This is a genomic window from Pseudomonas sp. SDO5271_S396 (genome assembly GCF_054071795.1).
In genome coordinates this window covers 1-220 of record NZ_JBSVWB010000141.1, presented here as the reverse complement: position 1 = coordinate 220, position 220 = coordinate 1, and the positions used below count along the sequence as shown (strand labels likewise).

At 60.0% G+C, this 220-nt stretch carries 1 pseudogene; it reads right to left on the bottom strand.

What is annotated here, in order from left to right:
- Nucleotides 1-220: pseudogene (locus tag ACW9IN_RS30190) on the bottom strand (NmrA family transcriptional regulator); the annotation flags it as partial.

Sequence of the window (220 nt, the reverse complement as noted above, 5' to 3'; positions counted from 1 at the left end):
CAGCGTCGTATGACCCTTGAGCACCTGGCCATGCTCAAAACAAATCCACCCCTCATTGAACCCATCCACCATGCGCATACGTGGCATCGGGTTCTGCGCACCGTGCGAACGCAGCAGGGTTTCCCAAGTATCACGCGCAACCACCTCGGCGCGAACGTCGCGGCCCAGCAATTGCGCCAGGGTAAAGGCGATATCGTTCGGGCTCACCCATTGGCCCTCA